Genomic DNA, 4,680 nt, shown 5'->3' with positions numbered 1-4,680 from the left:
CGACAAACTCGCCGTCCGCTACGAAGCGACCGTGCTGGTCGCAGCCATCAACGAGTGGCTGCGACCAGCACTTTCACAACAGACCCTAACTGTGCATTCGGGGCACGCCGGCCCCCACGGCAGGACCATCTCCGGCGTGTGATGGAACTGCGCCGCCGGACCCGTGGCAAACCGCCGACGCGGCTCCTCCTGAGCCCAGGCTGGCAGAGCTTTATGCAGATGGTGGGGCGCCACACGGCACAGCACTGCTACGCCATCGCGAGCCTCCTGATCGAGATAGACCTCGCTGTCCGGCCGTCCTCGGCCCATGACATTCGACAGGCCACCGGCATCAGCTACCGCCGGCAGCAGCTCCTTGATCTCCATGCCGTACCTGGCTGTCAACCTGCCCAGAAACGACTGCGTCATCTCGCCGTGTACCGGCGCCACCCGCCATACGCCAGCACCCAGCACCAACACTCAGCCTTCCGTAAGCTTTGATCCCTCTCGGCCTTCCGCACGCATAACCCTCCATGAAGGTAGCTCGGTTACGGGACCACGCGCTCTACCATGCCGGCCGTCGGCATGCCCCTATCTATGTCCAGCGCATTCCGATGGCGGAGAGCTGTTCCATCCGCTCCGGCGTCAGGGTCGCGGCCCGGCTGCGCTGATTCCCGATCCAGGCCCCCAGCTTGTGCTCCCGTTCCTCCTGGTCCTCGCCGACGATCCGCTCAACCCACTTCCGGGGGACCTGGAGGTGTCCCTCGCGCTCGTAGAACTGCCGGGCGGCCTCATAATTCATCGCCCACTTGCCGCCCTGCGTACGACGCGGTGGCGGCTTTTCCTCCTCGGTCGCGGGTGTGATTCCGAGGACCTGCTCGCACATCCACTGCTGCACAGTCGTGAGCCGGTCCCACCCGAGCCGGACCGACTGCACCCACCGCCCGAGATCCTCGCCCTGGCGTACGACCTTCCCTGGTTCGGCGGGCAGCGCCTCACCGGCGTCCAGGTGCATCCGCACCAGGTGGAAGCAGCGCTGCCAGGTCACCGGCCAGCTCGGGCACCAGGACGCGTCGATGTCCTCCAGCTGCTCGCGCCGCGCCTCCGTCAGTGCCCCGGCCGACGACTCCACCGGCAAGCCCTCGGCACGCCGCTGCTCGATCTCGGCAGCCTTCCGGGCGGCGGCCCGCGCGTTCTTCAAAAAGATGCCCACCCGGTACCCCTGGAAGGTGGCGTCCAGCGGGGCCAGGAGGTGGCCGTGTTCGGTGGCCCACCCGCGCGCGGCGGACAGACCCTCCTCCCACGCGACATCGAAATGGCTCCAGATCATGCCGAGCTTCTCCAGTTGGGCGACGCGGTCCTCGTCCATGTCCCCGCGGGCGTAGAAGCGGCGCGCGTCGGCGGTCCACTGCCCAAGGGGGAACCCGGCGAGCGCAGCCGGCCACCCCGCACCTTCCGCCTCCTGGCCGTCGACGGCGGGCACCCGGAACGTGAACGGCACGCGGAGATCGCCGTGCTCGCGGGCGTAGATGACGGCGGCCTCCACCCCGCGCCGCCAGTGCTCGTACTCGGGGTTGAGGACGCGCAGGTTGATGAACGCGGCGAGCGCGGCCGGGTCGCGGGGCGTGGAGAACTTCAGCAGAGCCTTGGCGGGGGCACTGACGCCTCCGGAGCCCTCACTGCTCCCGCCCGTGCTCTTCCCGCTGTCGTCCTTGGATACGGGCTTGTAGCGGCTCGGGGCCTGCTGCTCCGCGAGGCTCTCCACGATCCTGGCGTCGTGCGCCCGCAGCGCCTCCAGCAGCTTGGCCAGCCCGCCGAACGCCCGCGAGGTGAGCATGTTGTCCGCCGTCTCCCCGGGCCCGAGCAGCACCGGCACCACCAGGCTGGCCACCTTGCCCTCGCCCGGCTGCATCCGCAGCGCCCGGCCCACCGCCTGGACCAGATCCGGCATCGAACCGCGCACGTCGGCGAAGTAGACGGAGTCGCAATTGCGGGTGTCGACGCCTTCGCCCAGCACCCGAACCGACCCCAGGAAGCCCTTCTCCACAACGCTGCCGTCCGCGGCGATCCCGGTCGCGAACTCCGCGAGGACCCGCCGCCGGTGGCCCGGCTTGTGCTCCCCGCACAACCAGTCGGCCCAAATCGTCTTCGGGTACAACTCCAGATCCGCCCCGTGCAGCCGCTCGGCGACACTCGGGAGACCCGCGGCAAAGGCTTCGGCCTCCTTCACCACGTGGTGGAAGACCAGCGTGCGACGGAAACCTTCCTCCGCGGACGCCTTCACCAGAGCGGTCTGCAAGGCGGCGAGCCGCGCCCCACGCACCTGATCGGACCGGGCATCCGCGCCGAGGAGCAGCTCGGCCTGGAGCTGGGTGTCGGTGACGTCCACGCATACCACCTGGTAAGGGGCACAGATCCCGCGGTCGATGGCTTCCGACAGCGTCAGCGTGTAACAGCGACTGCCGAACGGCCCGTCCGGATCGTCCTCCATCGACGCGACCAGCCCGCCCGGCACGCCCTCGAAGTCCTCGTCCAGATGCCACAGCCGGGGCGTGGCCGTCATGTACAACCTCCGCAAAGCGGGGATGCGGGTGTTGTCGTGGACGACCGCCCACGGCTTGCCCAGCCGGCCCGACGTCCGGTGCGCCTCGTCGATCACGATCAGGTCCCACCCCGGAAGGCCGGCGATGTGCGCCCGCTCCAGTGTGCCCAGCCCGAGGCTGGCGTACGTGGCGTACACGGTCACCTTCTCCAGGCCCCGCGTCCACTCCACCAGCTCGTCCACGTCCGTGGTGTTGGGGAAGGACACCTCCTCACCCCGCAGCGAGGACACCCCGATCATCGGCCCCCGGCGGCCTGCCTCGCGCCAGGCGGCCTCGGTCTGGGCGAGCAGGTCCAGCGAGGGAACGAGCACCAGCACACGGCCCGCGTGGAGCTCCTGCGCGCTGCGGGCCGCCACCCGGGTCTTCCCGGATCCGGTCGCCATGATCACCTGCGTTCGGAGCCCTCGCTCCGGCACCAGCGATCTTGCAGGCAATTCGAGGGCCCGAAGGACCGCGTCAATCGCTTCTCGCTGGGCGGCTTCACGCTGATCAGCCCGGCCTGTGCTCGACATACCGATCTGCCATCTCCTGAGAGTGCCGACCGGCCGATCCGAACGGCGTAAAACCAGAAACCCGCATGTCGAAGACCCACACGGGCTACCGCTGGGCCGACGTGATCGACTGCTTGCCATCCTCGCCAGAGCACCCGAACAGCCATGTGGAAGATCCCGCCAACGTCTCCGGAACGGCCCCTGGTGGTGTGCTATGTATCCAGAGTCTATCTGCACTACAAAAATGAAGCACACCGCAACCGCAGACCAAACCCCGCCCTGACGCGGTCGAAAGCCGTTGACCCCGCCCTACCGATAAGCTGTTCGGCAACCTGACCGCCAGTCAGACCGCCCCCGAATGGCCGACTCCGCATGCACCCGCACCTGACCTGACCACCCGCCCCCTCTTCCACTCGCCACCGCCCGGTGAGCAGCGCGGATCGGGGTACACGGGCCGGCATGGCACCCAAGACCGAACACCCGATGCCCCCACGGGCGGTACGCCAGCTGCGCCGCGTCCGTACCTTCTACCTGGCAGGCGCCCTGCTGTGGGCGGCCGCCGCGGCCTGGACGGGACGGGTCCATCCCGGGAGTCGGCAGATGTGGATCTCCCTGCTCCTCCTGGCGGTCTTCACCGGCCTGCTCGGCGCCGCGTCCCTGTGGTTGCAGCGCCTCCAGGCTGCCCCAGGACGCAAGCCGGCACATCACGCCGCCCGACGAGCCATCGCCCCACGCCACGCAAACGCCTGAGCCTGACATGCGCGACCTGATTCTGGGACGCGTACGGGTGACCGCATGCGCCCTTGGCAGCCGGGCGGCCAAACGTCAGTAGAAGTGAAGGCGTCACCCGCTCACCGCCCAGGCACGTCAGGCATGGCCCGAGGCGTTCATTACAGGCAATGAGGGAAGCAGGACGACATTCAAGTCCGTCCCATGCGAGGAGTCGCCATGACCACCTTTGTCATCACTGTTCCCGGCACCTTCATCTCGGGCATCACCGACTCCGCGCGCTCGGCTCTCGAGCGAAAGCTGTCCTCGAAGCACACGGACGTCAGTGAGAGTGAAGGTCTGCACCTCCTCACACTGCTCGAGGACGGCACCTTCTCCGTCCGCCTCGAGGTCGACGCCCCAGACCGGTACGAGGCCGAGCTAGACGCCACAAGGCTCGTCTCAGCCGCGCTGAAGGAGGCAGGGATCGCGGAAGCCGACGCCCCGCTCGGCCCGCCGGCCGTCACCGGTATCGACAGTGACCTCTGACCACTCCGATGCCTGACCGACAAGCCCGACCACCGGATTCCGTAGCCAGCCAGGCCCGCGCCAGCGGGCCCTAAGGCCCTGGAGGCGCAGCCGGAAGGACCGTCAAGGCAAGGGGAGCGCAGCGGACCCGCCACAGCCGGTCTGCAGCGAAGCGGAAGACCGGCCGTGGGACGAAGTCCCACAAGCTCCGAGAGCGCAGCGAACGGAGCGTCAACCCGCCCGCGGGCGGGCGGGTTGAGTGGGCCGCGCAGCGCCCCACCAGCGCTCCCGCGGAGCGGGAGCGCAACCCCCGCGCGCAGCGCGGGGGTTCGCTTGCACAGCGCGCAGCGCTGTGGGACCCGCTCCGCGGG

Annotated in this window: 3 protein-coding genes; 2 read left to right on the top strand and 1 reads right to left on the bottom strand. The window is 69.0% G+C overall.

Annotated features, from left to right (window positions below; all coding sequences use genetic code 11):
* Window positions 1–574 precede the first annotated feature (574 nt).
* The gene (locus ACF053_RS30185; RefSeq protein WP_391956936.1) at window positions 575–3,094 is read right to left on the bottom strand and encodes a DEAD/DEAH box helicase; all 2,520 of its coding nucleotides are present in this window, start codon (window positions 3,092–3,094) and stop codon (window positions 575–577) included.
* A gap of 438 nt (window positions 3,095–3,532) precedes the next feature.
* On the opposite strand from ACF053_RS30185, the gene ACF053_RS30180 reads away from it, so the two are divergent.
* Entirely contained in the window at window positions 3,533–3,823 is a 291-nt protein-coding gene (locus tag ACF053_RS30180; protein WP_391956935.1) for a hypothetical protein, read from the top strand.
* A gap of 198 nt (window positions 3,824–4,021) precedes the next feature.
* Window positions 4,022–4,330 (top strand): hypothetical protein, encoded by a 309-nt coding sequence (locus tag ACF053_RS30175; RefSeq protein ID WP_391956934.1) that lies wholly within the window; start codon window positions 4,022–4,024, stop codon window positions 4,328–4,330.
* The last annotated feature ends 350 nt before the right edge of the window (window positions 4,331–4,680 follow it).

Origin of the sequence: Streptomyces kanasensis (genome assembly GCF_043077165.1) — a bacterium.
GTDB classification, from domain to species: domain Bacteria; phylum Actinomycetota; class Actinomycetes; order Streptomycetales; family Streptomycetaceae; genus Streptomyces; species Streptomyces changanensis.
This window is presented reverse-complemented; position numbering and strand designations above follow the sequence as displayed.